At 73.0% G+C, this 25,688-nt stretch carries 23 protein-coding genes and 1 pseudogene; 7 read left to right on the plus strand and 17 right to left on the minus strand.

Annotation, left to right across the window (positions count from 1 at the left end):
- Window positions 1–13: 13 nt before the first annotated feature.
- The 4 genes from hemC to C6376_RS42150 form a co-directional block, all read right to left on the minus strand.
- Window positions 14–949 carry a hydroxymethylbilane synthase gene (gene hemC / locus C6376_RS42135; RefSeq protein WP_107448453.1) on the minus strand — a complete coding sequence of 312 codons (936 nt, stop codon included), beginning with the start codon at window positions 947–949 and terminating at the stop codon, window positions 14–16.
- Between the two features lie 72 nt (window positions 950–1,021).
- Entirely contained in the window at window positions 1,022–1,486 is a 465-nt protein-coding gene (locus C6376_RS42140) for a GNAT family N-acetyltransferase (protein ID WP_107448454.1), read from the minus strand.
- Between the two features lie 166 nt (window positions 1,487–1,652).
- On the minus strand, window positions 1,653–2,429 hold the full coding sequence (locus C6376_RS42145; protein ID WP_107448455.1) for an NPP1 family protein: 777 nt from the start codon (window positions 2,427–2,429) through the stop codon (window positions 1,653–1,655).
- Window positions 2,430–2,573: 144 nt separating this feature from the next.
- Window positions 2,574–3,530 (minus strand): ATP-dependent DNA ligase, encoded by a 957-nt coding sequence (locus C6376_RS42150; RefSeq protein WP_107449491.1) that lies wholly within the window; start codon window positions 3,528–3,530, stop codon window positions 2,574–2,576.
- 205 nt (window positions 3,531–3,735) lie between these two features.
- On the opposite strand from C6376_RS42150, the gene C6376_RS42155 reads away from it, so the two are divergent.
- The 5 genes from C6376_RS42155 to C6376_RS42175 all read left to right on the plus strand — a co-directional run bounded on the left by C6376_RS42155 (window position 3,736) and on the right by C6376_RS42175 (window position 9,045).
- Window positions 3,736–4,254, plus strand: coding sequence for a MarR family winged helix-turn-helix transcriptional regulator (locus tag C6376_RS42155; RefSeq protein ID WP_107448456.1), 519 nt, complete (start codon window positions 3,736–3,738; stop codon window positions 4,252–4,254).
- 215 nt (window positions 4,255–4,469) lie between these two features.
- Window positions 4,470–4,850, plus strand: coding sequence for a MauE/DoxX family redox-associated membrane protein (locus C6376_RS42160; protein WP_107448457.1), 381 nt, complete (start codon window positions 4,470–4,472; stop codon window positions 4,848–4,850).
- A complete protein-coding gene (locus C6376_RS42165) occupies window positions 4,847–5,314 on the plus strand; it encodes a peroxiredoxin (RefSeq protein WP_107448458.1) in 468 nt (155 codons plus the stop codon). Before C6376_RS42160 ends, C6376_RS42165 begins: the two co-directional genes overlap by 4 nt.
- 177 nt (window positions 5,315–5,491) lie before the next feature.
- Window positions 5,492–7,834: a SpoIIE family protein phosphatase gene (locus C6376_RS42170; protein WP_107448459.1), complete on the plus strand. Its 2,343-nt coding sequence runs from the start codon at window positions 5,492–5,494 to the stop codon at window positions 7,832–7,834.
- A gap of 224 nt (window positions 7,835–8,058) precedes the next feature.
- A complete protein-coding gene (locus tag C6376_RS42175; protein ID WP_107448460.1) occupies window positions 8,059–9,045 on the plus strand; it encodes a TauD/TfdA family dioxygenase in 987 nt (328 codons plus the stop codon).
- Between the two features lie 229 nt (window positions 9,046–9,274).
- Here C6376_RS42175 and C6376_RS42180 read toward each other — a convergent pair whose 3' ends face one another.
- Window positions 9,275–10,780, minus strand: a complete 1,506-nt coding sequence (locus C6376_RS42180) for a metallophosphoesterase (RefSeq protein ID WP_107448461.1) — start codon at window positions 10,778–10,780, stop codon at window positions 9,275–9,277.
- Between the two features lie 437 nt (window positions 10,781–11,217).
- On the opposite strand from C6376_RS42180, the gene C6376_RS42185 reads away from it, so the two are divergent.
- On the plus strand, window positions 11,218–13,617 hold the full coding sequence (locus tag C6376_RS42185) for a M4 family metallopeptidase (protein ID WP_107448462.1): 2,400 nt from the start codon (window positions 11,218–11,220) through the stop codon (window positions 13,615–13,617).
- A 64-nt stretch (window positions 13,618–13,681) separates the two neighbouring features.
- Here C6376_RS42185 and C6376_RS42190 read toward each other — a convergent pair whose 3' ends face one another.
- The 3 genes and pseudogenes from C6376_RS42190 to C6376_RS42200 all read right to left on the minus strand — a co-directional run bounded on the left by C6376_RS42190 (window position 13,682) and on the right by C6376_RS42200 (window position 15,991).
- Complete coding sequence (locus tag C6376_RS42190; RefSeq protein ID WP_254076294.1) at window positions 13,682–14,866, minus strand: glycoside hydrolase family 64 protein; 1,185 nt, start codon at window positions 14,864–14,866, stop codon at window positions 13,682–13,684.
- 199 nt (window positions 14,867–15,065) lie between these two features.
- Window positions 15,066–15,251, minus strand: a pseudogene (locus tag C6376_RS42195) (dienelactone hydrolase family protein); the annotation flags it as partial.
- Window positions 15,252–15,370: 119 nt separating this feature from the next.
- Window positions 15,371–15,991 carry an L-threonylcarbamoyladenylate synthase gene (locus C6376_RS42200; RefSeq protein WP_173985835.1) on the minus strand — a complete coding sequence of 207 codons (621 nt, stop codon included), beginning with the start codon at window positions 15,989–15,991 and terminating at the stop codon, window positions 15,371–15,373.
- Window positions 15,992–16,242: 251 nt separating this feature from the next.
- On the opposite strand from C6376_RS42200, the gene C6376_RS42205 reads away from it, so the two are divergent.
- Entirely contained in the window at window positions 16,243–17,778 is a 1,536-nt protein-coding gene (locus tag C6376_RS42205) for a helix-turn-helix domain-containing protein (protein ID WP_107449493.1), read from the plus strand.
- A gap of 119 nt (window positions 17,779–17,897) precedes the next feature.
- Here the strand turns inward: C6376_RS42205 and C6376_RS42210 are convergent, their stop codons facing one another.
- The 9 genes from C6376_RS42210 to C6376_RS42250 all read right to left on the minus strand — a co-directional run bounded on the left by C6376_RS42210 (window position 17,898) and on the right by C6376_RS42250 (window position 25,541).
- Window positions 17,898–19,130, minus strand: coding sequence for a cytochrome P450 (locus C6376_RS42210; RefSeq protein ID WP_107448464.1), 1,233 nt, complete (start codon window positions 19,128–19,130; stop codon window positions 17,898–17,900).
- Entirely contained in the window at window positions 19,127–20,395 is a 1,269-nt protein-coding gene (locus tag C6376_RS42215) for a cytochrome P450 (RefSeq protein WP_107448465.1), read from the minus strand. The genes C6376_RS42210 and C6376_RS42215 overlap by 4 nt, the downstream gene beginning before the upstream one ends.
- Window positions 20,392–21,018 carry an ATP/GTP-binding protein gene (locus C6376_RS42220; protein ID WP_107448466.1) on the minus strand — a complete coding sequence of 209 codons (627 nt, stop codon included), beginning with the start codon at window positions 21,016–21,018 and terminating at the stop codon, window positions 20,392–20,394. Before C6376_RS42220 ends, C6376_RS42215 begins: the two co-directional genes overlap by 4 nt.
- Window positions 20,987–21,352 (minus strand): DUF742 domain-containing protein, encoded by a 366-nt coding sequence (locus C6376_RS42225; protein ID WP_107448467.1) that lies wholly within the window; start codon window positions 21,350–21,352, stop codon window positions 20,987–20,989. Before C6376_RS42225 ends, C6376_RS42220 begins: the two co-directional genes overlap by 32 nt.
- The gene (locus tag C6376_RS42230) at window positions 21,349–21,771 is read right to left on the minus strand and encodes a roadblock/LC7 domain-containing protein (RefSeq protein ID WP_107448468.1); all 423 of its coding nucleotides are present in this window, start codon (window positions 21,769–21,771) and stop codon (window positions 21,349–21,351) included. The genes C6376_RS42225 and C6376_RS42230 overlap by 4 nt, the downstream gene beginning before the upstream one ends.
- Window positions 21,768–23,198: an ATP-binding protein gene (locus C6376_RS42235; RefSeq protein ID WP_254076295.1), complete on the minus strand. Its 1,431-nt coding sequence runs from the start codon at window positions 23,196–23,198 to the stop codon at window positions 21,768–21,770. Before C6376_RS42235 ends, C6376_RS42230 begins: the two co-directional genes overlap by 4 nt.
- A gap of 590 nt (window positions 23,199–23,788) precedes the next feature.
- Window positions 23,789–24,256 (minus strand): hypothetical protein, encoded by a 468-nt coding sequence (locus C6376_RS42240; RefSeq protein WP_107448469.1) that lies wholly within the window; start codon window positions 24,254–24,256, stop codon window positions 23,789–23,791.
- Window positions 24,257–24,544: 288 nt separating this feature from the next.
- Window positions 24,545–24,940, minus strand: coding sequence for a helix-turn-helix transcriptional regulator (locus tag C6376_RS42245; RefSeq protein WP_107448470.1), 396 nt, complete (start codon window positions 24,938–24,940; stop codon window positions 24,545–24,547).
- 226 nt (window positions 24,941–25,166) lie between these two features.
- Window positions 25,167–25,541, minus strand: coding sequence for a hypothetical protein (locus C6376_RS42250; RefSeq protein ID WP_107448471.1), 375 nt, complete (start codon window positions 25,539–25,541; stop codon window positions 25,167–25,169).
- Between the last annotated feature and the right edge of the window lie 147 nt (window positions 25,542–25,688).

Here is a 25,688-nt window from a genome sequence, read left to right on the forward strand (position 1 = left end):
GGCCGCCGTGCGGTCAGTGCGGGATGCCGTCGATGATCTCGCGGGCGCCCTGGCGCAGCAGCGCCACCGCCACCGACGTGCCGAGGGTCGCCGGGTCGAGTCGGCCCGCCCACTCGTGGGCGTTCAGCCGGGTCTTGCCGTCGGCAGTGAACACACAGGCCCGCAGGGACAGTTCACCACTGCGGTCCACCCGTGCGAAGCCCGCGATCGGGCTGTTGCAGTGCCCCTGGAGCACGTGCAGGAACATGCGTTCCGCCGTGGCCTCCCGGTGGGTCGCCGGATCGCCCAGTGCGCTGACCGCGTCGATGAGGTCCACGTCGCCCTCGCGGCACTGCAGGGCGAGGATGCCCGCACCGATCGGCGGCATCATCGTCTCCGTCGACAGCACCTCGCTGATCACGTCGTGCCGGCCGATGCGCTCCAGGCCGGACACCGCGAGCAGCAGCGCGTCCGCCTCGCCCGCGGCGAGCTTCTCCAGCCGCCGGTTGGCGTTGCCGCGGAACGGCACGCACTCCAGGCGCGGTTGGGTTGCGGCGAGTTGCGCGACGCGGCGCACCGACGAGGTGCCGATCCGTGTCCCGTCCGGCAGCTCGTCCAGAGTGAGGCCGCCGGGGTGGATCAGGGCGTCACGGATGTCGTCGCGCCGCAGGAACGCGGCGAACACGGTGCCCGCGGGCAGCGGCCGGTCGGCGGGGACGTCCTTGACGCAGTGCACCGCGAGGTCCGCCTCGCCCGCCAGCAGCGCGGCGTCGACCTCCTTGGTGAACGCGCCCTTCCCCTCGACCTGGGACAGGTCTCCCATCCACTTGTCGCCGGTCGTCCTCACGGGTACGACGTCGGTGCGCACACCGGGGTACGCAGTGGTCAACTCGGCGCGCACTCTCTCCACTTGGGCCAGTGCCATGGGCGAGTCGCGGGAGACGATGCGAATCAGTTCCGGAACGGACATGCGGGACACGATAGACCTTCGCGGCTCATGCCTCGCCAAAGTCCCGGTTTCCGCCGACGTCTGCGCCGGATGTCAGGGGTTCACCCGCAGGCTGAAGCGCCGCTTGTCCGCGCCCAGGGCCCCGCGCCGGGCGTAGAAGCGGATCGCTCCCTCGTTCCAGACGGGGGTCTGCCACTGCACCTCGGCCAGCCCCCTGCTCCGCGCCTCGGCCGCGACCGCGTCCATCAGCAGGGCGCCGATGCCCAGGCCCCGATGGCCGGGCGTCAGGAACAGACAGTCCATGTGCAGGTACTCGCGGCCCTCCCAGGTGGAGAGTTCGGGCGCGCAGGTGGCGTAGCCGACGATCTCGCCGTCGGGCAGCTCGGCGACCAGACAGCACAGGCGGGGCGTCGCCGCGTCGAAGAGGTATCCGGCCAGTCGCCGGGCGAGGTCGGGCGAGGGAGGGTCGGCACGCTCGTACGCGGCGTGCTGGGCGGTCAGTTCGGCGACCCGCGGCAGATCGGCCCGCTCGGCGTGCCGCACCCGGGCGGCGATCACCTGACCGTCCCCTCGGCCGTGTCCGCCTTCATCGGACGCCGGGCGGGGATGTGCGGCGCCCGCGCGGATATCGCCGTCGGGAGTTCCTCATGAAGATCCATCCGGTCATCATGCCCGCCCGGACGGCCCCGGACGCCATATCCGGGGCCGAACCCGTTGGCCGCGGCTATGCGTTGGGGTCGAAGGCGACCCCGGGAGGCAGGGCCTTCGACAGGTGGCCGGCGAAACTGTCGTCCCTCAGGCCGAAGTGGGCGCTGCCGAAGTCGTAGGAGACGAGCTTGTCGCGCAGGCCCGCCGGATATCCGTTCCAGCCGACCAGCGGCGGGTACTGCCAGACGCCCCGGTGGTTCTCCGGCGGTTCGTCGCCCGAGCCGGCGATCCGGAAGCAGTGCGTGCCGATGCCGTCCTTGTGGTAGACGACCTTCGCGTGGGTGCCCTCGAAGCGGACCGAGGACGCCGTGTGCACGGTGAACGAGCCGTGGTTGGACGTCGAGACGTACTGGGCCTGGCCGTTCTGCACCCAGACCACGACGTGCTCCCAGTCGTGCCGGTGCCCGCCGAGGCTGACGCCCGGGAGGGCCTGGTCCTTCTCGAAGTACAGCCCGTAGAGGTAGGCGCACCAGTCGTTGTCGCACTTGTAGCGCGAATAGGTGTTGGTGGAGGCGAGGTCGGAGGCGTCGCGGCAGTTGCCGTTGAGCGCGCCGGTCGGCTTCAGGCCGCCGTTGACCGTGCCGTCCGGGCCGATCGCGGCGGTGGAGTAACACCCGTCCGTGTCGTAGTCGAAGGCGGGCTGGTACGCCAGTTCGCCGGCCTCGGCGTTCTGCGGAAGTGCCGGGGGAGGGGCGGCGAAGGCGGTGGCGGGGACGGCGAGGACGAGTGCGGCGGCACCGGCGAGTCCGGTCAGCCATCTCCTGCGGTGGGCCTTGAGTCTGCGTGACGGCACGGAGTTCTCCCTCGGTATGCGGGCGCAGCCGAACGGCTGTGGGGGAAAAGGGAGTTCAGCTTCCTCGGTTTCCCCTTCCGCGCCAAGAGGTCCGCACCGGGTTCGTGGCGGGGGACGGCCCGCGGCCGGCCGGCGGACGCCGGCTCAGGCGGAAACGTCCGGAAGGTCGGCCGCCGACTCCTCCGGCGTCAGGTCCGGTCGCAGCCGCAGCCAGGACGGCTGGCGCAGCAGCCCGGCCCGGGTACGGGTGCTGTAGCGGACCTCGCCGACCAGACGGGGCACGACCCAGTGCGCGCCGGGCGCCCGCGGCACGGCGTCGAAGGGGCAGGCGTCGGTCGCGGCGGCCCTCAGCAGCGCGGCGAGTTCGGTGCGCTCGGCCTCGCTCCACCCGGTGCCCACGCCGCCCACGTAGCGCAGCCCCGTCGTGGCGCGCTGGCCGACGAGGACGGCGCCGGGCAGTCCGGTCAGCCGGCCCTTGCCGGGGAGCCAGCCGCCCACCAGGACGTCCGCGACGCGCATGTTCCGAATCTTGATCCAGGCCCGCGAGCGCACACCCGGCTCGTACGGGGAATCCAGCCGTTTGCAGACCAGGCCCTCAAGACCGTGGGCCCGGGTCGCCTCCAGGGCCTCGCGCCCGTGGCCGACCAGTGCGCCCGGCGTCGACCAGCGGGGCCCGTCCAGCGCGAGCGCCTCGAGCCGGGCCCGGCGGCGCGCGTAGGGCAGGGGCAGCAGCGAGCGTCCGCCGAGATGCAGCACGTCGAACAGGACCAGGTGCACGGGCGCCGTCGCGGCGAGCCGCGCGGCCTTTCCCGCCGCCTGCGCCAGCCCCATGCGGGACTGCAGCAACTGGAAGTCGGCACGGCCCTCCGCGTCCAGGGCGAGCACCTCACCGTCGAGCACGGCCGGCGTGCGGCCGAGCGCCTCGCCCAGCGGCCACAGCTCCGGATACGCCCCGGTGATGTCCTCACCCGAACGGGCCCGCAGGGCGATGCTCCCGTCGCCGGCGAGGTAGGCCACCGCCCGCTGACCGTCCTGCTTGGTCTCGTAGGCCCACCGGGCGTCCTGGGTGACGGGCGGCAGCGTGCCCGGGGTGGCGAGCATGGGGGCGATGCGGGGGAGGATCACGGGATGAGGTGTGGACGCGTGAGGACCGCCGTACGCGAAAGCAGCGCCGGTTTCGCCTGAACGGCGCTGCGCCGGCGCAGCGCCGATCGAGGGGCGTCGCCGTCCCGCGCGCGGAGCCCGCCGCAACCCCCGCCGAGAAACATTTACTTGAGTTACGCAACAAGATGGTAAAGTCGATTCCATGCCCACCGAACCGCTCCCGCCGCCTCCCGTCGCGTCCCCGGAGGTGGTCGAGATCGAGCGCGCGCTCGCTCGCGTCACCTATCTGAGCACCCGAGCCCGTACGCACGAACGGCTCATGGCGGTCGCGGGCATCCCCCTGGACCGCGCTGCCGTGGCTCTGCTGCGCCAGGTCGCCGACTCCGAGCCGCAGCGGCCGGGGGAGCTGGCCCAGCGCCTGGGCGTCGAGGCCTCCCATGTGACCCGCACCGTGCAGCAGCTCCAGAAGGCCGGATACGTCACCCGGGTGCCCGACCCCGACGACCGCCGCGCCCAGCGGATCCGGCTCACCGGGACCGGCCGCGCCGCCGTCGGACGGGTCCGCGACGCCGGCGCCCGGGGGCTGCAGCTGGCGCTGGGGGACTGGGACCAGGAGGACCTGGGCCGCCTTGCCGCCCTCTTCCACCGGATGGCCGACGACTTCCTCTCCTACGCCGCCGACGAGGAGAGCGAGCCGTCCGGGCAGGCCCTCCGCGCCTGACGCCCGTCCGCGAAGACGGCCCGACGGTGGACGGAGCCGCCCGGGGGGCCGGCCGACGGCCGACGTGCCGCGTCGCCGCCTGCGCGCGGCACCCGGCCCGGCAGCAACCTCGTTCCCGCCGGGGCCGGTTGGGGCGCCGCGCCTCGGCGACCCCGCTGCCGGACCACGGACTACCGTCCAGTAGTGTCGGCCGCCAGGTCGTCCGAGGAGGAACCGTGTCCAGGTCCGAACGCTCACCCCTGCTGCTGGCGGGCCTGCTCGCCACCGCCGGTGTCGCGCACTTCGCCGCGCCGCGCTCCTTCGACGCGACCGTCCCGCGCGCGCTGCCCGGCTCGCCCAGGGCCTGGACGTACGCCAGCGGCGCGGCCGAGCTTGCACTGGCGGCGGGAGTGGCCCTGCCGCGGACCCGCAAGGCGGCGGCGCTGGCCACGGCCGCGTTCTTCGTCGGCGTCTTCCCCGCGAACGTCAAGATGGCGTGGGACTGGCGGCACCGTCCCACCGCGCTCAAGGCCGCCGCCGTCGGTCGCCTGCCGCTGCAGGCCCCGCTCGTGATGTGGGCCCGCAGCGTCGCGAACGGCACGGAGGGACGGGCATGAGCAAGGCTCCGGAGAAGGGCGACCTCGTCGAGGACTTCGCCCTGAGGGACGAGACCGGTACATCGCGCAGCCTGACCGGCCTGCTCGCCGACGGGCCGGTGGTCCTCTTCTTCTACCCCGCCGCCCTGACCCCGGGCTGCACCGCCGAGGCCTGCCACTTCCGCGACCTCGCGGCGGAGTTCGCCGCCGTCGGGGCGCAGCCCGTCGGCATCAGCGGGGACTCCGTCGACCGCCAGCAGGAGTTCGCCGACCGGCACACCCTCGGCATGCCGCTGCTGTCCGACGAGGACGGGGCGGTGCGCGAGCTGTTCGGCGTGAAGCGCGGCTTCTCGCTGGCGCCGAACAAGAGGGTCACCTACGTCATCGGGCAGGACCGCACCGTCCTGGAGGTCGTGCGCAGCGAACTGCGCATGAACACCCACGCCGACCGCGCCCTCGACGCGCTGCGCGCCCACCGGTCCTGACAGGGCCGGTGGGGCCGACGGGCGGGGTGCGCGGAGCCGCCGTCGCGCCGAGGGGCGCAGGCGGCACAAACGGCACGGACGAGCGCCGGGGCCAGGGCCGGAAGGCCGGCGGGGCCGTCGCGTCCCACTGCCCCGTCGCGGTTGATGCGCCGGGCCAAAGGGACCATTCTGGACGACATGGAGCAAGTCGTCGCTGCGGCGGTCATCGATGCCGACGGCATCGTGACGGCCTGGAGCGAGGGCGCCCGCCTGCTGACGGGCCACCCGGCCGAGGAGGCCGTGGGCCGGACGGCGGTCGACCTGCTCGCCGAGGACCTGCCACGGCGTGCCGACGGCCAGTGGACCGGCCCCGTCGTCGTGCGCCACCGCGACGGCCACCCCGTCAGCCTCACCGTCACGGCCTGCCCGGTGCTCGGCCCCGACGGCCGGCGCACCGGGTACACGGTCAGCGCCCAGCCGTCCGTCGCCCCCGAGCCGACGCTGGCCGGCCGGGCGTTCCAGCAGGCCTCCATGTCGATGTCCGTCTTCGACCCCCACCAGCACTATCTGCGGCTGAACGACGTCGCCTGCAAGGTCATGGGCGTCTCCGAGGACGTCCTGCTCGGCCGCCACTTCCCGGACACCGTCCAGGAGGCCGAGCACAGCCGCGGCTTCAACTGGCACCTTCGGCACGTCGCCGAGACCGGCCGCCCGATCCGCTACGAGAGCTTCACCGGGGCCCCCTCCCTCAACCGTGAGCACGCCTGGACCACCGAGATGTGGCCGGTGAAGGACATGTCCGGCGCGGTCACGGCGGTCGCTCTGGCCGCGTTCGACAGCACCGAGCAGTACCTGGCCCGCCAGCGGCTGACCCTGCTGAACGAGGCCGCGGCCTCCATCGGGACCACCCTGGACGTGGTGCGCACCACCGAGGAGGTGGTCGAGCTCCTCGTCCCCCGGTTCGCCGACTTCGTCAGCGTCGACCTCCTGGACTGGGTGCTGGGCGCCGAGGAGCCGCCACCCGTTCCGACCGGCGAGGTCGTGCTGCGCCGGGTCGCCCACGGCTCCGCCCACGAGGGCACCCCCGAGGCGGCCGTACGGCTCGGCGAGACCGACGTCCATCCGCCCTTCAGTCCGCCCGCCCGCGCCCTGCGGGAGGGACGTGCCGTGCGCATCCAGGCGGGCGAGCCCGATTTCATGCGCTGGCTCGTCGAACGCAACGCGCGCGCTCCCGAGGGCCGCCGCTTCCGCAGCGGCGTCCACTCGGTGATCTCGGTGCCCCTGCGGGCCCGCGGCACCACCCTGGGCGTCCTGGTCGGCGTCCGCATCGCGCACCCCGACGACTACGAGGACGACGACGCCGTCTTCGCCGAGGAACTCGCCAGCCGGGCCGCGGTCTGCATCGACAACGCCCGCCGCTTCGCCCGTGAGCGCACCACCGCCCTCGCCCTCCAGCACAGCCTGCTGCCCCGCGGTCTGCCCGGGCAGGCCGCCGTCGAGGTGGCCCACCGCTATCTGCCCAGCGGGTCCACGGCGGGCATCGGCGGCGACTGGTTCGACGTCATCCCGCTGTCCGGCAGCCGGGTCGCCCTGGTCGTGGGGGACGTCGTCGGACACGGCATCCCGTCCTCGGCGACCATGGGACGGCTCTGCATGGCCGTGCGCACCCTGGCCGACGTGGACCTGCCGCCCGATGAACTGCTCACGCACCTCGACGACCTCGTCACCCACCTGGCGGCCTACGACGAGGGCGGCGACGACGTCGCCGAACTCGGCGCCACCTGCCTCTACGCCGTGTACGACCCCGTCAGCCGCAGCCTCACCGTCGCCGCCGCGGGCCACCCCGCGCCCGCCGTCGTGCTGCCCGACGGCAGCGCGCAGCTGGTCCGTATGACGCCCGGTCCTCCGCTCGGCGTGGGCGGTCTGCCCTTCGAGGCCGTCGAGCTGGAACTGCCCGAGGGCTCGGTCGTCGCCCTCTACACGGACGGCCTGATCGAGGACCGCGACCGTGACGTCGACCGGGCCACCGGTGAACTGTGCAGCGCCCTGACGGCACCCACCGCCTCCCTCGACGAGCTCTGCGACAGCGTGCTCAAGGCGGTCCTGCCGGAGGAGCCCGGCGACGACGTCGCCCTCCTGCTCGCCCGCACCCGCGCCCTCGGCGCGGACCGGGTCGCGACCTGGGACGTCGTCCCCGACCCCGCCCATGTGGCCGAGACCCGGCAGGCGGCCACCGAACAGCTGGCCGCCTGGGGTCTGGAGGAGGCCGCCTTCGTCACCGAACTCGTGGTCAGCGAACTCGTCACCAACGCCATCCGCTACGGCGCGCCGCCCGTCCGGCTGCGCCTGATCCGTGACCGCAGCCTCATCTGCGAGGTCTCCGACGGCAGTTCCACCTCGCCCCATCTGCGTCGCGCCCATGCCTTCGACGAGGGCGGACGCGGCCTGCTGCTCGTCGCACAGCTCACCCAGCGCTGGGGCAGCCGGCAGACCGACCGGGGCAAGACGATCTGGGCGGAGCAGTCGCTCGAGCCAGGGTGACGCGGCCGGCCGCCTCCCCCTCCCGGCGGCAGGCCGCGCGAGGGCCCGTCCGGTCCGCACCGAGCGGACCCGGTGCGGGTCCGGCCCGGTCGCCCGCCGCCGTCAGCCCCGCCGTCCGCCTTGGCCCGCCCTGCCGTCCGCCCCGGTCCGGGCACTGTCGCCACGGCGCAGTTTCGCTGTCACGATCTTCCCCGGAGCGGTATCCGACGACGAGCGGAGCGGGCATGACGACGGACACGGACTTCGACGGCCGGACGGGCGACGAGGCCGCGCCGGCGGCCGGCGTGCGGGTGCGACCGGTCGCCGGGCACATCGGCGCCGAGATCGACGGCGTCGACCTGGCCGCAGGCCTCGACGACGCCCAGGCCGCCGTGATCCGGGCGGCGGTGCTGCGCTGGAAGGTGGTGTTCTTCCGCGGCCAGCGCCTCGACCACGCGGCGCATGTCGCGTTCGCCCGGCGGTTCGGCGAACCCGTCGTGCCGGGCCGGCGCGGCAGCGCCTCACCGCCGGACTTCCCGGAGATCGAGACCACCGCCGACCGGCTCGAACTGGGCGGCAGGTTCGGCATGGAACACGAGGAGTGGCTCCGCCGTCGACGGCACACCCTGCTGCGCGGCTGGCACTGCGACCACGGCGCCCGTATCGACCCGCCGGCCGCGACGATCCTGCGCGCCGAGACCGTGCCGCCCTACGGCGGCGACACCACCTGGTCCAACCTGGCAGCGGCCTACGCCGGACTCTCCGCGCCGGTGAGGGAGTTCGTGGCCGGGCTGCGCGCCGAGCACCGGCTCGGCGTCGGCTACCAGCCCCGCTCCGGCGACGACGCCTACGTCCGCCATCTCCTCGACCACCAGGTCGCCTCCGTGCACCCCCTGGTCCGCGTCCACCCCGAGACGGGCGAGCGCGTGCTGTACGTCAACGGCTACTACCTCGAGCAGATCACCGACCTCTCCCGCGCCGAGAGCCGGGCGATCCTGGACATGCTGCTGGAGGAGGCGACCCGTCCCGAGTACACGGTCCGCTTCCGCTGGGAACCGGGCAGCGTCGCCTTCTGGGACAACCGTGCCACCATCCACCTCGCGCCGAGCGACAACGCGCATCTGGGCTTTCCGCGCACCATGCACCGGGTGATGCTCACCGGCGACGTGCCCGTCGGCGTGGACGGCGAGCCGTCGCGGGCGGTGACGGGAACCGGGCCCGGCATCTGGTGAGCGTCCCCGGACGTGCGTGCCGGGCAGCCGCCCCGAGGCCGGACCTGGCTCGGCCGCCCGGCGGGTCAGGACCTGTAGGCAGTCCTCGTGCCCGAAGGTGAACGACGGGCCGCAGGCGACCTCGTAGGTCTCGCGGAACGCGGCGTGCGCGTGCCGGCGTTCGGCGATCTCCTCCGAGGCGCCGACCGGTGCGGCGCGAACGGCAGCCGGGCCGTGGTCGCGGACGGCGTCAGACCAGCGGGATCGTCACCTCGTCCTCGACCGGCGGGTTCAGTTCCTGCGCGAGGTTGCCGGTGGCCGCGAAACAGCGCAGCCGCACGGACTCCGGTGTGACGTCCAGCCGCAGGAAGCACTTGAAGAACGGTGGGCTGTACGTCACCGAGCTCGGCGAGAACAACTGCGTGTAGATCTTGCGCACCGGCAGCCGGAACCGCTTGCGGCGTTCCGGGCGGCTCCCCGTCCCCAGCAGGCCGGCCAGCAGCCGGATGCGGGGCGTCACCCGGCCCTGCGGACCCGGCGTGCGCGTCGGCGGGATGCCCAGGCGTTGGGCGACGACGGCCTGCGCCTCCTCCTCGGTGAGGGCGAAGAAGCGCCGCAGCCGCAGCCGCCGTCCGTAGAGCCTGCTGTAGAAGGCCAGGGAGTCGCCGCGCAGCGGATAGCAGCGGAAGTCCTGCTCGGTGACGCCGGCGACGGACACCCGAGGGATGGTGTGCGTGGCGTGCATGAAGGCGCCCCCGCCGCCGGCGACGACGTACTGCAGGGTCCGGCCGTCCGGCAGACGCACCGGGTAGCGCTGGTAGTTGTGGATGTCGCCGCCTATCGCGGCGACGTAGTGGTGCTCGGGCGCCGTCACGATGTCGTCGACGGTGCCGCCCCCTTCGACGGGGCACGGGTGGTGCTCGCCGTCGACGTACAGGGGCGAGCCCGTGACGAGGATCTTCGGCCGGGGCCCCCGGGACACCTCGCGCAGCCACGCGCCCTGTTCGGCGTCGAGGACGCCGAGGAGGCCGGTGTCGATGCCTATGATCCGCACGGGGCCCGCGTCGATCGCCCAGTACGGCCCGGGTTGCACGGCCTGCCGGCCCGCCCCGGACCGCAGGGCCCGGGCCTCGTCGAGCCGCCGGCCGTCGTGCGCGCGCGGGCGGTGCCACAGCAGCGAGCGCAGCCACGCACGGGTCAGGGGACGTGCGGCGGGCTCGGCGGGCAGGTCCGGGGCGTCGCCGCAGAAGACCCGCATGAACCCGCCGAGATCCTCGTACCAGTCGTGGTTGCCCGGTATCGCGTAGATCGGCGCCGGGTAGTCGCGGTACGGGCGGAAGAACTTGGGGCCGTAGTCGTCGGCGCTGCCGACCGGGTAGATGACGTCACTGGCCAGGACGGCGAAGGAGGTGCCCTGACTCGCCCTCAGAAAGCCCGGCACCACGGCGTACTGGGGATCGTCGCCCTCACCCGTGTCGCCGATGACCATGAAGGAGAAACGGTCCGCGTCCGTGCGCCGGATCACCTTGTCGGCGGGTGCACCGGCCGCCGCGCGCCGGGCCACCAGGCGGCTTCGGGTACGTCCCGTGGGATCGCCGAGCCAGGAGGCGAGCACCCCGTTGCGGGCGGCCCACAGGAGCCGGGGGTTCAGCCAGGAGATCTTCTCGACCCGGCCCGGCATGAGCTGCCGGTACGCGCCTCTGTCGACGCCGCCCCAGCCGGCGCCTTCGGCGGTATCGCGTGAGGAATCGGACACCGGTGCACCGTAGCAATCATCCACCGTACGGCGGCAGTCGGGTGGCCGGTGAGGACGTCGTCCGCGGCGGCGCCGGTGCAGCCCACGACGAACACACCGTCCGCGAGGCCGCCGGACCGCCCCGGCCCCGAGTGTGGACGCGTCTTCCCGGCGAACGCACAGGTCGTTCACAGTTCTTGGGGGTCGCGACGCCCTGAGGGGCTCGGGTACCGAGGGATAACCCTCGAAGCGTCCCGCTGTAGATGACATGCCACTGACAAGCCTGTCATTCTCCTGGCCAACCGCCGCACGCGGGCGGCACGTTGCCCTCATCGGTGCACGGTCCCGCACAGCACAGCACAGCACAGCACAGCACAGCTCAGCTCGTCCCGGACAGCACACCCGTCTGACCGGTCTGTCACCGGCCGTTCCCCACGGCCGCCGCAGTAGGAGAACGAGTGAGACCCAACCCCCGCAAGCGGACCGCGGTCGGAGCGGCCCTGCTCTCCACCGCCGCCCTCCTGGCCGTCGGCGTCTCGACGGTCCCGGCAGCCGCGAAGCCCGCAGCCCCCCACCCCGCTCCGGTGCGCACCGGCGCTCTGCCGGCCGACCTGACGCCCGCCCAGCGCGCCACGCTGATCAGGGGCGCCGAGGCGAGGACGACCCGGACGGCCGAGACCCTCGGGCTCGGCGCCCAGGAGAAACTGGTCGTCAAGGACGTCGTGAAGGACAACGACGGCACGGTGCACACGCGTTACGAGCGCACCTTCGCCGGTCTGCCGGTCCTCGGCGGCGACCTCGTCGTGCACACGCCCCCGGCCTCGCTCGCCGCCGGCACGGTGAGCACGACCTTCAACAACAACCGCCGTACCGTCTCCGTCAGTTCCACGACCGCGACGTACAGCAAGGCCGCCGCGCAGGCCAAGGCCCTGACGGCCGCCAAGGCGCTCGACGCGAAGGCTCCGGCGGCACAGAGCGCGCGCAAGGTGATCTGGGCCGGGGAGGGCACGCCGAAGCTCGCCTGGGAGACCGTGGTCGGCGGTCTCCAGGACGACGGCACCCCGAGCAAGCTGCACGTCGTCACCGACGCCGCGACCGGCGCGAAGCTCGCCCAGTTCGAGGGCGTCGAGACCGGCACCGGCAACAGCCAGTACAGCGGCACCGTCTCCATCGGCACCACGCTGTCCGGCTCGACGTACCAGCTGAACGACACCACGCGCGGCACGCACAAGACGTACAGCCTCAACAACGGCACGTCCGGCACCGGCACCCTGATGACGGACGCCGACGACACCTGGGGCACCGGATCCGGCTCCAACACGCAGACCGCCGGCGTCGACGCCCACTACGGCGCCCAGGTGACGTGGGACTTCTACAAGAACACCTTCGGGCGCAGCGGCATCAAGAACGACGGCGTCGCCGCCTACTCCCGCGTCCACTACAGCACGGCGTACGTCAACGCCTTCTGGGACGACGACTGCTTCTGCATGACGTACGGCGACGGTTCCGGCAGCACCCACGCCCTCACCTCGCTCGACGTGGCCGGCCACGAGATGTCCCACGGCGTCACCTCCAACACCGCGGGCCTCGACTACAGCGGCGAGTCCGGTGGCCTCAACGAGGCCACCTCCGACATCTTCGGTACCGGCGTCGAGTTCTACGCGGGCAACTCCTCCGACGTGGGCGACTACCTCATCGGCGAGAAGATCGACATCAACGGCGACGGCACGCCGCTGCGGTACATGGACAAGCCCAGCAAGGACGGCGGCTCCGCCGACAGCTGGTACTCCGGGGTCGGCAACCTCGACGTCCACTACTCGTCGGGTCCGGCGAACCACATGTTCTACCTGCTCTCCGAGGGCAGCGGCAGCAAGACGATCAACGGCGTCACCTACAACAGCCCGACCTCCGACGGTGTCGCCGTCGCGGGCATCGGCCGGGCCGCCGCACTGCAGATCTGGTACAAGGCGCTGACGACGTACATGACGTCCAGCACCGACTACGCGGGCGCCCGCACCGCAGCCCTCAACGCGGCGGCCGCGCTGTACGGCGCCAACTCCACCCAGTACGCGGGGGTGGGCAACGCGTTCGCGGGCATCAACGTCGGCAGCCACATCACGGTCCCCTCGACGGGCGTCACCGTCACCAACCCGGGCAGCCGCACCGCCACGGTCGGCACCGCGGTGAGCCTGCAGATCTCGGCGAGCAGCACCAACGGCGGCTCCCTGACGTACGCGGCGACCGGTCTGCCGGCCGGCCTGTCGATCAACAGCTCGACCGGTCTGATCTCCGGCACGCCGACCACGGCCGGCTCCGCCGCCACCACCGTCACGGTGACCGACTCGACCGGCGCCACCGGCACCGCGTCGTTCGCCTGGACCGTCAGTGCCACCGGCGGCGGCTGCACCGCCACGCAACTGCTGGGCAACCCGGGCTTCGAGTCGGGCAACACCACCTGGACGGCGTCCAGCGGCGTCATCACCACCGCCGGCGGCCAGGCGGCCCGCATGGGTTCCTACAAGGCCTGGCTCGACGGCTACGGGTCGACCCACACCGACACGCTCTCGCAGTCGGTGACGATCCCGAGCGGCTGCACCAACACCACGTTCACCTTCTACCTGCACGTCGACACGGCCGAGACCACCACCAGCACCCAGTACGACAAGCTGACGGTCACCGCCGGGTCCACCACGCTGGCCACGTACTCCAACCTCAACGCGGCCTCCGGCTTCGTGCAGAAGTCCGTCAGCCTCGGGTCCTTCGCGGGCTCCACCGTGACGCTGAAGTTCTCCGGCGTCGAGGACTCCTCGCTGCAGACCAGCTTCGTGGTGGACGACACCGCCGTCACCACCGGCTGATCCGCCCCGCCGGCCACGTCCCGCACACGGGCACCCTCCGTGTGCGGGACGCCGGCGTGTCCGCTCAGTTCAACGGGTCGAGCGTGAGGTAGGCCTGGCGCGGCGAGCCGTCGTGGACGAGGGACTCCTGCTGCCCGACGTCGTCGAAGGCGAACGCGTACGCCTTCCCGTCGGCCATCTGCGCATGGATCTCGCGGGCGTAGTGGTTGGTCACCGCGTCCTGGTAGAAGTTCGCCGTCGTGGTGTCGGGCTGCTGAGGGTTGACCAGGAGCGTGGAGCGGTTGAAGGCCGCGCACAGGGTGCGGGAGATCGGTCCGCGCACGGCGTCGTTGGGGGCGTCCAGCAGGCGGTGACAGCCGAAGACGCTGGCCGCGTCCGGCTTCTGGAAGCCGGTCACGACCGCCCCGGAGGAGTCGGTGAAGTTCAGCGCCCCGCCCGAGACCCGGCCGTAGTACTTCGTGCCCGGCCGGTCCGCGAACGGCGTGACGGTCAGCGTCGTCGTGGCGTACTTCTGCCAGACGCGGTCGACGTAGCCGGCCATGACGTTCGCCGGGAGGGCGCCGGTCTCCACCCCGTACAGCGGCGAGAGGGCGCGCAGGAGCGTGCCGTCGGAGCGGGTCTGGACGAGGTTCGCCCAGCCGCCGGGCTGCGCGCGCAGGGCGCTGAAGACCCCGCTGTAGCCGCCCGCCCTGAGATGCCCGGTGCTGAGCGTGCTGCCGTCGGCGCGCTGCACACCGACCGCGTACGGGGCGGAGAACATGTCGACCTGGGTGCTGTTCAGCCAGAGTCCCGCGTCGTTGAGCGTGTACTCCGACCAGTTGAACAGGATGTCGCGGTTGGGGTCGCCGGGATTCTGCACGGCCGGCTGGACCAGCCCGCCGGTGGTGAGCCTGAAGTCGAGCTTGCGGCCGTAGGAGAAGTAGATCCGCCCGGAGAACCTGGGAAGGCGGATCGTGGCCGACCGGCCTGCCGCGGGGCCGGCGATCGACGCGTCCGGCGCCGGGGTGGGGGGCGTGCCCCCGGCGGGCCACGCGTGGAAACCGCCTGCCGCGTCCGCCCAGCCCTGCCGGCCCGTCGGGAGGTGGGTGCCGAGGTTGTAGACGTAGAGCCGTTCGGTACGGCCCGAATCGTTGGTGATCTTCAGCGGGACGGTGTCGGTGACGGCGGCACCGGCCGGCGGGCCGAGGGTGAGCAGCGCGCCGACGAGGGCGACGACTCCCACCAGTTCGAGGGCGATCCTTGCGCGCACTCTCCACCTCCGTGCGGGTAGGCCTGTGGGGTTGGTCCGTACCATGTTGAGAGCGCTCTCAACGTCGCACCGGGTTGTGCCCATGTCAACGAGTTGCGCAAAAGAGGACGCCCCGGCCCGTCTCGGCCACGGGCGTCCCCGGTTGGTCGGCAAAGCGTCAGAGGGTCCGCTTCAGCAGATCCAGCAACGCGGCCCGGTCCAGCACCGCGTAGCCGGCTTCGGCGAGCCGGTCGGCCATCGCCCGCAGTTGCGGACGCGGGCCGAACGCGTCCCGGTGGAGCAGGACGCCCGGGCGGGGCGCGCCGTCACCGGGGTGCGCCGGAAAGGCGTCGGCCACGCCGTCCTCGGTGGGGATGTCCAGTGCTGTTCCCTGTACGGAGGTCACGCGGGCTCCTCGGCGCGAGGCACGGCGACGAGCGTGCGGTCCGCCCGGTGGGGTCGGGCGGCGCCCATCGTTGCATGCGCCGTTCACCCTCCCCGAGGCCCCCCGCCCGGGACCTCCCGCTACTCGAACCGGGAGGCGTCGCCCGCCCCGTACCGGACGATCTGCGCCTCGCCCTCGGAGAAGTCGATCACGGTCGTGGGCTCGGTGCCGCACTCGCCGGAGTCGAGCACGCCGTCCACCACGTGATCGAGCCGGTCCTTGATCTCCCAGCCCTGGGTCATCGGCTCGTCCTCGCCCGGCAGCAGCAGGGTGCTGGACAGCAGCGGGTCACCGAGCTCGGCGAGCAGCGCCTGGGTGACGACGTGGTCCGGGATACGCACGCCCACCGTCTTCTTCTTCGGGTGCTGGAGCATGCGCGGCACCTCCTTCGTCGCCGGGAGGATGAAGGTGTAGCTGCCGGGTGTCGACGACTTGATCGCCCGGAACACGTCCTTGTCCACCCGCACGAACTGGCCGAGCTGCGCGAAGTCCTGGCACACGAGGGTGAAGTGGTGCCGGTCGTCCAGATCGCGGATGGCCCGGATCCGGTCGATGCCGTCCTTGCTGCCCAGGCGGCAGCCCAGCGCGTAGCAGGAATCCGTCGGGTACGCGATCAGCGCGTCCGACCGGATGGCGGCCGCGACCTGGGAGATGGTGCGCGGCTGGGGGTTGTCGGGGTGCACGTCGTAGTACTTCGCCATTGGCCGAGCTTATGCCGTCCGCGCGGCGCCGGCCGTCGCAGGGCCGCCGCACCACCCCGCCCGGTCGTCCAGGCGGGTGGTCTCACCCGGTCGTCCCGCTCGGCCGTGAACCGGGGAACTCCGGCAGTGGCGCGCCCGGATCCGTGCGGTGCCGTCCCCGCGCCGCCCGTTCGGCGCCCGTGAGGTAACGTCCCTGACCGATATGGCTGGTTCGGCCCGCGCGGGCCGTGAAGGACGAGGAGAGCGCCGACATGGCCGGCCGGGACGACGACGACCTCCGCTCCGGCGCGCCGGACGACGCCGGACCGGCGTGGGCGCAAACCCTCCTCGACCATGTGCGCCCCACCGGACGCGATGTCCCGAGGCTCGTCGAGTGGCTGTCGGGGACCGTCGAGGCCTCCGTCTCCCTGCGTGACGGCGACGGCGTCCTGGTCGCGGGACGGCACACCCCCGTCGACGAGACCCTGGCGGCCGGCATCACGCACGGCCGCCTCGCCTCCGCCGCCTGGGAGGGCGAGGGCCGTCACGTGCGCCTGATCCGGGTCGAACTCCCGGAGCCCGCCGCGTTCGGAGTGCTCGCGGTGAGCCGGACGACTCCCTTCGACCGGCGCGCCTCCGACATCGTCGCGCACACCGTCGGCGTCCTCGAACTCCTGTTGCGGGCGCGGGAGACCGCGGCCACCGGACACCGTCTGGCCCGCGCCACCGCCGCCCTCCGGCTGGCCATCCTGCAACTGCTCATGGTCGAGGACGTCGTCGCCGCCCGCCGGGTCGCCGCCGGTCTGTGGCCCCGCCTCCTCGACACCGACACCGCCTGCGTGTACGTCCTCGAGAGCACCCCCGAAGAGCGCGACGGCCTGGCCGCGGCCTGTCTCGCGGCGACCCACGAGGAAACCCTCGTCGTACGCTGCCCCGCCATGGACGGGCATGTGATCGTCGTCGTCCCGGACGACGCCGCCGGGTCCGAGCTGCGCGCGCTGTGCGGCGGCCGCCCCGGGGCGTTCCTCGGCGCCAGCGTCCGGCAGAGCCTCGCCCGTACCGCCACCGCCTACGGACAGGCCGTCAGCGCCCTGGCCGTGGCCCGCTTCCGGCCCGACAGGACGGCCGCCTACGCCGAGCGCACCCGCCCAGAGCGCCTGATGGACCCCGACGGGCTGCGCACCTGGACGACCCGCCTGCTGCGCCCCCTGGACACCCTGCCGCACCACACCCGCGCGGAACTCCTCGCCACCACCCGGCTGGGCCTGGAATTCACGGCCGTCAACGCGGCCAAGGTGCTCGGTGTCAGCCGCAACACGGTCCGCGCCCGCATGGAGCGCGTCGAGAACCTGCTGCGCGCCGACCTCTCCGACCTCACCGTCCGGGCCATCGTCCACCTCGCCCTGCACCACCAGTTCGGCATCGCCGAGGACCCCGCGGGCGCTCCGGCGGGCCCGGTGCAGCTCGGCGAACTGCTCACCGGGCCCGCGCTGCGCACCTGGGCGCTGGAGCTGCTGGCCCGCCTCGACACCGACGGCCGCGACCTGCGCGGCACCCTGCGGGCCTGGATCGCGGCCGGCGGCAACGCCGAGCGGGCCGCCCATCTGCTGGGTGTCCACGCGCAGACCGTCCGCGAGCACGTCCGCAGCGCCGAACCCGTCCTCGAACGCCAGCTGCTCGCCGCGGGCAGCGACCTCTACGAGGTCGTCCTCGCCCATGTCGCGGCAGGCGACCTCGACCAGCCCGACCTGTACGGAAGCGGCCACCCGGCGGAATCGGGCCATCCGGACTCACCTGTGCACAGGTGAGTCCTTCGGCCCCGGGAGCGGGCATCGGCACGATTCCCAAGCCGCGCGCCGCCCCGTATTTTCTCAGGAGCCGCGGGGGTACGACCGGAACGGGGGACCGGTCGCACCCCGCAGCGGTGTCAGCCCCGCAGCCGGACCGGGATCTCCTGCCAGCCGCTCGCGATGAACGACGGCACCTGCCGGATCTCCCCTTCCGCCTCCTCCAGTCGCAGTCCGGGGAACCGGTCGAAGAGCGCGGGCAGCGCCGTCAGCGCCTCCATCCGGGCCAGCGGGGAGCCGATGCACCGGTGCACCCCGATGCCGAAGGCCAGATGGTCGTCCGCCGCGCGCGCCGCGTCGAACGTCTCCGCGTCCGGCCCGTACCGGACCGGGTCCACATTGGCCGCCGCATACGTCGTGATGATGGCGTCCCCGGCCGGGATCGTCACGTCGCCCACCTTCAGGTCACTGACGGCGAACCGCAGCGGCAGCGTGGCGATCGACGGGTACAGCCGCAGGGTCTCGTCCACCACGGCGTCCCAGCCGATCTCGCCGCGCCGAACCGCCGCCAGCTGCTCCGGCCGGCGCAGCAGCGCCACCACCGCGTTGCCGATGAGGTTCACCGTCGTCTCGAAGCCGGCACCGATGACGAGGAGCAGCGTGTACAGCAGCTCCTCGTCGCTGAGCCGGTCGCCGCCCTCGTCGCGCACCCGGATCAGCTCGGTCGTCATGTCGTCGCCGGGGTGCTCGCTCTTGTGGGCGATGAGCGAGCCCAGCACCGTGCCGATCTGCTCCTGCACGAACGCCGCGTGCTCCGGGCTCGGATCGGAGGTGTCCATGATCGCCGCGATGAGCCGTCCGGTGGCGCCCCGCAACTCCTCGGGCACACCGAAGAGTTCGCAGATGATCCGCATCGGCAGCGGATGCGCGAACTCGGCCCTCAGATCGACGGCGACGCCGTTCCCGGCGCGCTCCTCCAGCGTGTCGAGCAGCTCCCCGGTGATCGCCTCCACCCGCTCACGCAGCGACTCGGTGCGCCGGTGGGTGAAGCTCGGCGCCACCAGCTTGCGCAGCCGGGTGTGGTCGGCGCCGTACGTGGAGAGCATGTTGACGACGCCGACCCAGCCCAGGATCCAGCCCCAGGACGGGTGCTCGCCCAGTTCCGGCCACTGCCGCCAGTGCCGCCGCGGGTCCTTGCTGACCTGGGGGTCCAGGATCAGGGCCTTGAGGGTGTCGTACCCGGTGGGCGCCCAGGCGGGGATGCCGCCGGGCAGCTCGACGGGCACGATCGGGCCGAGGGCGCGCAGCCGGGCGCTCTCGGCGTGCACGTCGGTGCCGAACGGGTCGAGGACGATGCGGTCGGTCACGGTCACGAACGGACTCCTGAGGGGTCGTAAGCGGGGGAGCGGGGGCTGAAGCGCACGGGCAGCGCCGTCAGCGACCGGTGGAACGGCCCCGGCCGCCAGGTGAGCCGGTGACGGGGCACGACGGGATCGAGGTCCGGCAGCCACTGGGTGAGCCGCTCGATCGCCTCGGTGACGAGCAGCAGGGTGTGCTGCCTGACCGGGCAGGCGTGCGGTCCGGCGCCCCACGACAGGTGCGAGGCGTCGTGCGGATGCCGGCCCTCGGACGCCGTCCGCCCACCGGCCGGAGCGCCGTCCGCGCCGTTCGGGAGTCCCAGCGCCCCGTACGACACCACCACCGGCACCGCGTCGCGCACCCACACCCCGTGGAAGGCCACCGGCCTGCGCGCGTAGTAGATGCCGTAGTTCGCCAGCGGCGTCTCGTTGTGCAGCACCTCCACCACCGCGTCCATGACCGGCCGGGCGCCGCTGGTGAGCGTGGAGTAGTACGCCGGGTTGCCCAGCACCCGCGACAGCGTGTTGGAGAGCAGGTTGGCGGTCGGCTCGTACCCCGCGCCGAGAGTGAGGAACACCTGCCAGGTGACCTCCTCGACGGTCAGGCCGGCCGGGTGCTCCAGCAGCCGGCTGGGCAGGTCGTCGCCGGGCTTCTCGGCCTTGGCCGCGATGAGTTCCAGCACGTACCGGGCGAACTGCGCCTCGCCCTCGGCGGCCTGCGCACCGCCCTCCATCATCTTGCCCAGGCCCTCGTTGAGCCGTTCGCCCTGGCTGTCCGGCAGCCCGAACAGGTCGTTGAGCACCAGCGCCAGCAGCGGGCGCGCGAAGTCCGCCACGAGGTCGGCCTCGCCGCGCGGGCCCATGCGCTCGGCCAGCAGGCGCACCGCCCGGTGCACCCGCCCGCGCAGGTCGTGCGGTTCCACCAGGTCGAAGACGTCGATGAGAGCGGCCCGGTAGCGCAGGTGCGCGGGGCCGTCGGCGAACAGGGCGTTGGGCCGCCACCGCATCATGCCCAGCACCGGCGAGTCGGCGGGGACCGTCGCCTCCCACGCCCGGGGGTCGTGCGAGAAGGTCTCCTGGTCGTGCAGGACGTCCAGCGCCGCCCGCCGGTCGGTGACCACGTACGCCGGTATCCCCGGCGCCAACTCGGCCCAGCCGACCGGCCCCTGCGCGCGGAGCGCGGCGTAGTAGCGCTGCGGATCGGGCGCGAAGCCGTCCTCCCACAGCCGCACGGGCACGGAGCGGGCGAAGTCGGACCCGTCCGGGGCGGGGGCGGTCACCGGGCCTCCTCGGGGTCACGGCCGATCAGATGGTCCACGAGCGCGAGCAGCGCGTCGATCGAGGAGCCGGCGTCCCGGGCGTCGCAGGTGACCAGCGGTGTCGTGGGCTCCAGGTCCAGCGCCCGGCGCAGCCGCTCCTCGCCGTGGTGGCGGGGCGCGTCGGGGAAGGCGTTGAAGGCGACCGCGTACGGCAGTCCGCTCTCCTCCACCAGCCCCAGCACGTCGAAGGAGGCGTCCATCCGGCGGCTGTCGACGAGTACGAGCGCCCCCAGCGCCCCGTAGGCGATGTCGTCCCACAGGCTGCGGAAGCGCTCCTGTCCGGGCGTGCCGAACAGGTACAGCACGACGTCGCCGGGCAGGCTGATCCGGCCGAAGTCGATGGCGACGGTGGTCGTCGCCTTCTCCCGCACCCCCGCCAGGTCGTCCACCTGCGCGGACGCCTCGGAGAGAGGCTCCTCGGTGTGCAACGGGCGGATCTCGGAGACCGAGTCGATCAGGGTCGTCTTGCCCACGCCGAACGGCCCCGCCACCAGGATCTTCACCAGGTCGCGGGCGGTGTCGGGCAGGTGGACGGCGCCGGGTCCGCCGGCGCTAGGCGCGGTGTTTGAGGGCGCGGAGGCCATCGGCCACTCTCTTCAGGAGGTCGGGGTCGAACCGTTCGGCGGGCGGTATCGGCGGCCGGGCGAGGACCAGGTCCCGGTCGACGAGACCGGCCGCCAGCACCCGCACCGCGGAGAACGGCAGTCTGAGCAGCGCCGCCGCCTCCACCACCGCCAGGGAACCGTCCTCCAGGATGTCCAGCAGGGCGAGTTCGGCGGCGGGGAGCCCGGCGGGCAGCGGTGCGTCGGTGCGGGCGAGCACCGACAGCCGCTCCAGGTGGGGGCGGCTGGGCCGGGCCACACCGCCGGTCGACAGATACGCGGGTACCAGAGGGCGCCCGGCCGGGCGGCCGGTCATGTCGGCGGGTTGTCGTCGGCTCCTCGGGACGGGGCTGTCATCGCCTTCTCGCCCAGCCGTGCCACCTGGGAGTGCACCCGGTGCGCCAGCAGGTCCAGCCGCACCTCGCCGTCGCCGTAGGCGGCCACACAGGTGCCGTGGTCGGTCGGCACGATCAGCACGTATCCGTGATCCGACTCGATGACGATCTGCCGTACGTCGGCCGTCTCACGGTCGGCGAACGCGGCCGCCGCGGTCCGGCACGCGCCCTGCACGGTGCTGGTGATGGCGGCCACCCGCTCGGCCGACGGCTGGGACAGCGCGTCGGTGTACCCGGTCACGAGCCCGTCCCGGGTCAGCATGACGGCGGCCACCACGTGCGGCACCTGCAGGATCGGTTCCAGCACCCATGCCGTGTCACCCGTGTTGCGGCTGGTCATCGGGCCGCTCCCTTTTCGTCGTCGGTCTGGTCGTCGTGGTCGGCGGGCGCGTCCCCCGAGGCGCCCGCACCGGTGTTCGCGGCGTCGGCGCGGGCCGCCGCCGTGCCGGACTGCAGCGCGCCGAGCGCGGCGGCGGCCTCCTCCGGGCTGCGCGCCGGACGACGCTCCGGGGCCCGGGCCGGCGTCTGTCGCCGCGTCGGTGCCGGCGCTGTGGGCCGGGCGCGGCGTCTGCGCTGCGGCAGGCCGTCGTCCTCGTCCCGCGGCTCGCGGTGTCCCGGCACCGGCTCCGGCGTGCCGGTCTCGGCGCCGTACGCGTGCGAGGGGCCGGGAGGATCGGGGAGGGCCTTGCGCGCGGTGCGCGTCGTGCGCGGCGCGCTCGCGGCAGGCGGCCGGTCGGCCGGGTCGAGATGGCTCAGGAGGTGGGTCTGGACCCGCAGCACCGCCCGCACACCGCCGTACGGGGAGGTCGAGGAGACGTCCACGCCCAGGTCGAACTGGCGGGTCAGCCGGCCTATCGCGGCCAGTCCCATGCGGGGCGGGTCCCCGAGCTCGGTCAGCAGGATCGGATCGTCGCCTGCCACCAGCCGCTGGGCGCGGTCGCGTTCGTCCAGGGTCATGCCGAGGCCCGCGTCGTCGATGGTGACGCACACACCGTGGTGCACGTGCTCCAGGCTGACGACGACGTCGGTGTCCGGGGCGGAGTGCCGCAGAGCGTTGTCGAGCAGCTCGGCGACGATGATGGCGACCGGCTCGACGGCGTGCGAGACCAGGGCGGTGCCGGGCTCCAGGTGGTTGTGGACCTGGACCCGGTGGTAGCCGGCGAGCCGGGCCTTGCCGCCGGTCACCGCGTCCACCAGGTGGGACTCCTCGCGGGCCAGCCCGACCCAGGCGCCGCACACCACGGCGGTGACCTGCGCGCGCCGCAGCGACTGCTCGTTCTCGTGGTCGAGACGGAACAGAGTCTGTGCCAACTCCGGTTCGTCGTAGCGTTGTTGAAGTCCGCGCAAGGCGTCCTGCAGCCGGTACAGGGCCGCCTGGATCTCCCGCACGGCGCCGCGCATCCCGGCCTGTGCCGCGGCGTCGACGGACGTGCGCTGGGCGGCCGTCTCGGCCTGCAGCGCCAGCACCACGTTCTCCAGGGCGATGCCCAGGGGAGTGCCGACGGTGAGCGGCTGGAGCGGGCCCGGCACGGTGACGTGCGGATGGGCGACCCGGCGGGCGGCGGCGGGCACCCGGCGGCCGGCCAGGTGCTCCACCTCCGCCGTGAACGCCTTGAGGGAGCCGTCGAGTTGGGTGCGCAGCGCGGCGATCTCCGCGCGCTGCCGGGTCTGCCGCCGTCGTGCGCGCAGCAGGCCGCCGGCCAGGGCGAGCGCGGACAGTGTGCCGGCGGCCAGGCCGCCGGTCACCAGGTCCGGCAATTCGATCATCGATTCGGTCCAGTGGGGGGTCGGGCGTCGTCGGTTGCGGGCATGGGTGCGTTCGAGGCTCGAACGGACACTCGCAGCACAGTACACACCGTCATTGATCGATCCCGCACGGTTGAGCGAGACTTCGCGCCCAAAGTGCCCGGCATCTGTTCGCTTCTGCGTCGACTGTCGGAATTGCCGTACGTCGTGGTGGAGTTGACCCCCAGCGCAGCGGTCGTACGGCAGCGCCGCAAGGTCCCAGGGGACGGGCGCGGGCCGGACGCCGGGCGGGCCCGAACGGCGGCCGCGCTCCCCCGACCCGTGAGCGCACGGCACCCGCGCCGCGCGTACCACCGGCGTGCCCTCCGCGTTGCCCCGGCGTGGGCGAACCCCGCCTGCGGCATCGCACGCCGACCGCCCGTCCGTTCCCCTTCCCGCGCAGTCCGCGGGAGGCCCCCCGCTGCCGTGTGCCGGTCCATCCCGTCTCGTGGCGGAGTGGCGGGCGTGAGGCCGCATCGTGCCCGCCGGTTCAGCCGTGCGGTGGGTGGCCTCGGCCCGCATCCGACGGCGTCCGTGACGGGGCGACGCCGGGACGCCGCGGACATGGCGTGCTACGGCCCGCACACCGGCTGAAGCACGGCCAGAGTGCCGTTGGCCTGGCGCAGCGCCAGTTCCAGGGTGGCCGGCGTGTGCAGCGCACCGCTTCCGTCCGGCGGGACCAGCCACTCCAGGAACCGGGCGGCCCGGTAGGGCGGCGGCACCGCGACCCAGGAGCCCCGGCCGGCGTGCCGCAGTCCGGCGCCGATCCAGCGGCTGCCGGGGTCGGGCGGCAGGAAGAAGCCCACGCGGTGGGCGGCCGTGTCGACGAGCGTGGGCCCCGGGGTGGGCCGCGATGCCTGCCACAACAGGTCCAGGGTCAGCAGTCCCAGCCGGTCGGGCACGCTCAGCACGTCCCAGTACCGGCCCGCTTCCAGCAGGGTGATCCCGTCGCCCTGGTCCCATTCCCGCTTGCACGACCGTGGATCCGTCGCGGCGGCGGCGAGCCACTCCACGCCGCGCATCCACATCGCGTCGATCATGTCGGCATCGCATCGCTCATGTCGGCTCCGTACGACTCCACCGGCGACCGCGTGCCGCCCGGCCCATGCATGCTTGTAGATATTTCTACGTGGCGGAAGGGGTGGCGGGCCCTGGCGATTCGGTCTGTTTCGTTCGAACCCCGCGCTGCTGTTCGACGGGCTCCGGGTCGGCACGGCTCCTTCGGCCCGCAGGCGGACGCCCTGGGCTCTTTCGCGTGCGGCGCGTGCGGCGCATTCACCGCGTGCGGCGCGTGCAAGGCATGCAGGAAAGCCCGGCCGTCGGGGTCGTCACGTCCTTCCGGCGCCGCTCCGCGGGACGGGCAGCCCCGCACGGCTGTGGGGGACCGGCAGCGGCTGCTCCGACTGGCGCAGCTCGGCCAGCAGCTCGTTCTGTCCGGCCAGGAGTTCGGTGAGGATGCGACGGGCGGCCCGCAGCAGTTCGGCCACGTCGCCGCCCGCCAGCGCGTAGCTGACGGTCGAACCCTCCCGGATCGACACGACGATCCCCGACCGGCGCAACACCGCCAGCTGCTGGGACAGACTGGAGGGTTCGATCTCGATCTCGGCGAGCAGGTCCCGCACGGCGACGGGACCGCCCTGCAGGAGTTCGAGGACCCTGATCCGCACGGGATGTCCGAGCATGCGGAAGAACTCGGCCTTGGCCTGGTAGAGGGGAACCTGCATGGGTCGCTCGCTCCCTGCCGTGTTCGGTGGGGTGGGGTCTCGAAGACGCGGCGGTCGCCCGGCCTTCCGTGCGCCGCCGCGCGCGACGTGCCGCGCCTCGATCCTGGTGGTTGCCGGCTCCGCACACCCGTGTGATGCGCTGATCTGGAAGTGTCGAGATGAAGACATCTTCAAGTCGAGGGTGTGCGAAACCGCGGCCGTCCGCCTGTGAGGTCCGGGCGTCCGGCTAGACCTCGAGCTCGGCCTCGATCCGCTTGAGCTGGTGGCGGGCCATCGCCAGGTTGGACCGTTCGCGGTCGAGCACCAGGTACATGAACAGGCCGCTGCCGCCGCGGCCCTTGAGCAGTCGGATGAGGTGGTACTGGTTCGCGAGGGTGATCAGGACGTCCTCGATCTCGCCCTTGAGTCCCAGGTGCTCCATGGTGCGCACCTTGGCGCGGATCACGTCGGTGTTCCCGGCCGCGGCGACGGTCAGGTCGAGATCCTTGCCTCCGCCGAGCGTGCCGAGTGCCATGCCGCTGGTGTAGTCCACGACGGCGACCCCCAATGCCCCCTCGATCGCGGTCATCGTCTCCTTCATCGAGATCTCCACGTTCGCCATGGCGCTCCTCCTGCCGGTTGCGCGGGTCCGGGCTCCTCCGGCTCCACTGGTGCACCGACCGTACGAAGGTCGTCCTCCTACCGGGTGACGTGCTCCGGGACTGGCCCAAGTGGCTTCGCAACGCGGAGGTCTCTGCGCGCAATCGAT

This window comes from Streptomyces sp. P3 (assembly GCF_003032475.1).
GTDB lineage: Bacteria > Actinomycetota > Actinomycetes > Streptomycetales > Streptomycetaceae > Streptomyces.